Genomic DNA, 2,401 nt, shown 5'->3' with positions numbered 1-2,401 from the left:
GGCACGGACTTCGGTAAAATAACCAATGAGCAGGTGGCAATGGTAGCATCATTAATTAACACAAGGCCCAGAAAATGTCTGGGCTACAAGACGCCCCTTGAAGTCGCATCTGTTGCACTTCGAGATTGAATGTAGGATCTTAAAAATCTTATGGATGATGCGTTTTACATAAAGAGGGCTCTTAGGCTTGCAAGGAAAGCAGAAGGCAAGACAAGCCCAAATCCAATGGTAGGTGCAGTTGTTGTCAAAGGCAAAAGAATTATATCGGAGGACTACCATAGAAAACCCGGTGAGCCACATGCAGAGGCACTTGCCCTTAAGAAAGCAGGTGAGAGTGCTAAGGGCGGAACCCTTTATGTAAGCCTCGAGCCCTGCTCACATACTGACAAAAGAACCCCTCCATGCACAAAGACAATCATTAATTCAGGAATAAAAAAAGTCGTCATTTCGATGAAAGACCCAAACCCAAAGGTCTCAGGAAAGGGAATCTTAGAGCTAAAGAGAGCAGGCATAGATGTTATGACAGGTGTCCTTGAGGAGTCCGCAAGGAAGCTCAACGAGGCATATCTAAAATACATAACCCGAGGCATGCCATTTGTAACAATGAAGGTTGCAATGACACTGGATGGAAAAATAGCCACTCCAGAAGGACAATCTAAATGGATTACAGGCAATAGGGCAAGAGCCTTTGTGCATAAATTAAGAAGCAGGGCTGATGCAATCCTTACTGCAATAGGAACTGTGAAAGCAGATGACCCTGAGCTTACGGCAAGGCACGGAATCAGGCGAACTTCCCCAATCAGAATAGTCATAGACCCTAAACTTGAAATACCCCTGAGTGCTAAGATTTTAAAAACACCTCCAGAGACCGTTATCATTACAAAAAAAGAAAACAAAAAAACAAAACTACTCAAAAACTCAGGCATCGGCATCATCCCTTATAAAGGAAAGCTTGACTTAAACTGGCTGATGAAAAGACTTGCTCAAATTGGGATAATGTCCCTCATGATAGAAGGTGGCTCGTCTTTAAATGCACATTGCCTTGAAGATGGTATAGTCGATAAGGTGATGTTTTTTATAGCAGGTAAGATTATAGGTGGAAAAGAATCTTATCCCGCGGTTGGCGGAAAGACTTTTAGAAAACTTACCGAGGCTTACAGGGTCAAAGATATGAAAGTAAGTCGCATTGGAGAGGACATCCTGATTGAGGGCTATATGCAGAAGGATTTTCTCTAACTGCCTCTGGAAACTCACCTCTTTTATGACTTTCCTAAAGCAACAGCAGAATAGTCCTCTTTGACCCTAAGTTTTAACTTGTCTTTATCCATTTTCTTTCACTGTCTTTTTATGCCTGTTTAAGGCAGTCTTGTCCCATCGTATGGGCAGAACTTATATGCTCCGCTTAATTTCTCTCCGCACTTTGGGCATGTCTTAGGAGAAAGAAGAGAACCCAGAGGCAGTCTCCATTTAAATTCCCTTTTGCCAAGGGAAATGCTGAATGTGCCTTCTTGGGAGGCATTGGCAATTTGCATGCCTGCCTTGTTTTTTGCTGGAAACAATAGGAAGTGCATGTTTTCGCCCATTGGCCCAAGCATATTGACAAAAATAGGCTTCATCATGGAAAGGAGGTTTTTTATGTCTGCACCTACACTGCCTTCTTCGAGAGACTTATAGACAACCCCCTGACTGTCTTTAAGCTTGACAGATGTCCTTATATCAGCCTCAGGCGTATATGTAACTCCGCCTAATGGCCCCATCTTTCCGTCAACGACAACGACAATCGTGTATGGGCTGACAATATTTATAAACTCTTCTATCTGTGCCTCTGTGGTTGATGGGTCCGCCGAAAGACTGAGGCGCCAGAATTCCCCTGGAATCCACCAGACCATAGTTACATCATCTGCAGACTGTGACATCTTCTGGGTTTCCCTCAGGATTTCATTAATATCCGTTTCTTGTGCCAGTGTTTCAGCGATAAACCCAAACAGCAAAAGCACTGCGAGAGTTGCTATCATGGCAATTTTTGAATTTAAGGTATTACTCATCTTTAGCTCCCTTCTACTGTTTTTAATCGTTGAATGATTTTAACATTTCTTTGTCATCCGTTCAATAGTTTTTTCAGGACTGTCAAGCCAATTTGGAAATGTCTTATTGTCTTTTTAAAACATGATAAATCCTCTGAATTGCCGTAACATGAGTGAGGAAAAACATTATCCAGAGAATTGGTATAATCCAGCCCGAAAGTGCTCCGAATGCTAAAAGCAAAACCCTTGCGGGTCTTTCCATTATGCCCACCTTGCAGTCTTTTCCCAATCCCTCTGCCCTTGCCCTCGTGTAGCTTACAAGGAATGCACCTATCATCGAGCCCAAACTAAGGAGAACGCCTTCGAGGTCTTCCCTG

Annotated in this window: 3 protein-coding genes; 1 reads left to right on the top strand and 2 read right to left on the bottom strand. The window is 43.0% G+C overall.

Features of this window, described 5'->3' with window-relative positions; genetic code table 11:
• Positions 1-150: 150 nt before the first annotated feature.
• Positions 151-1,236: a bifunctional diaminohydroxyphosphoribosylaminopyrimidine deaminase/5-amino-6-(5-phosphoribosylamino)uracil reductase RibD gene (ribD, locus tag HY805_10670; GenBank protein MBI4824672.1), complete on the top strand. Its 1,086-nt coding sequence runs from the start codon at positions 151-153 to the stop codon at positions 1,234-1,236.
• A 119-nt stretch (positions 1,237-1,355) separates the two neighbouring features.
• Here ribD and HY805_10665 read toward each other — a convergent pair whose 3' ends face one another.
• Positions 1,356-2,045, bottom strand: coding sequence for a hypothetical protein (locus HY805_10665; GenBank protein MBI4824671.1), 690 nt, complete (start codon positions 2,043-2,045; stop codon positions 1,356-1,358).
• 103 nt (positions 2,046-2,148) lie between these two features.
• Positions 2,149-2,401 (bottom strand): CDP-alcohol phosphatidyltransferase family protein (locus HY805_10660; protein ID MBI4824670.1); only part of this gene is annotated, 253 nt, incomplete at its 5' end.

Source organism: Nitrospirota bacterium (assembly GCA_016207905.1).
Lineage (GTDB): Bacteria > Nitrospirota > Thermodesulfovibrionia > Thermodesulfovibrionales > JdFR-86 > JACQZC01.
Note: the sequence above shows the minus strand (reverse complement) of the source record. Positions and strands in the feature narration are given on the sequence as shown.

Excerpts from the sequence above, each read along its gene's own strand:
- ribD (MBI4824672.1), top strand. The coding sequence starts at position 151 with ATGGATGATGCGTTTTACATAAAGAGGGCTCTTAGGCTTGCAAGGAAA.
- HY805_10665 (MBI4824671.1), bottom strand. The coding sequence starts at position 2,045 with ATGAGTAATACCTTAAATTCAAAAATTGCCATGATAGCAACTCTCGCA.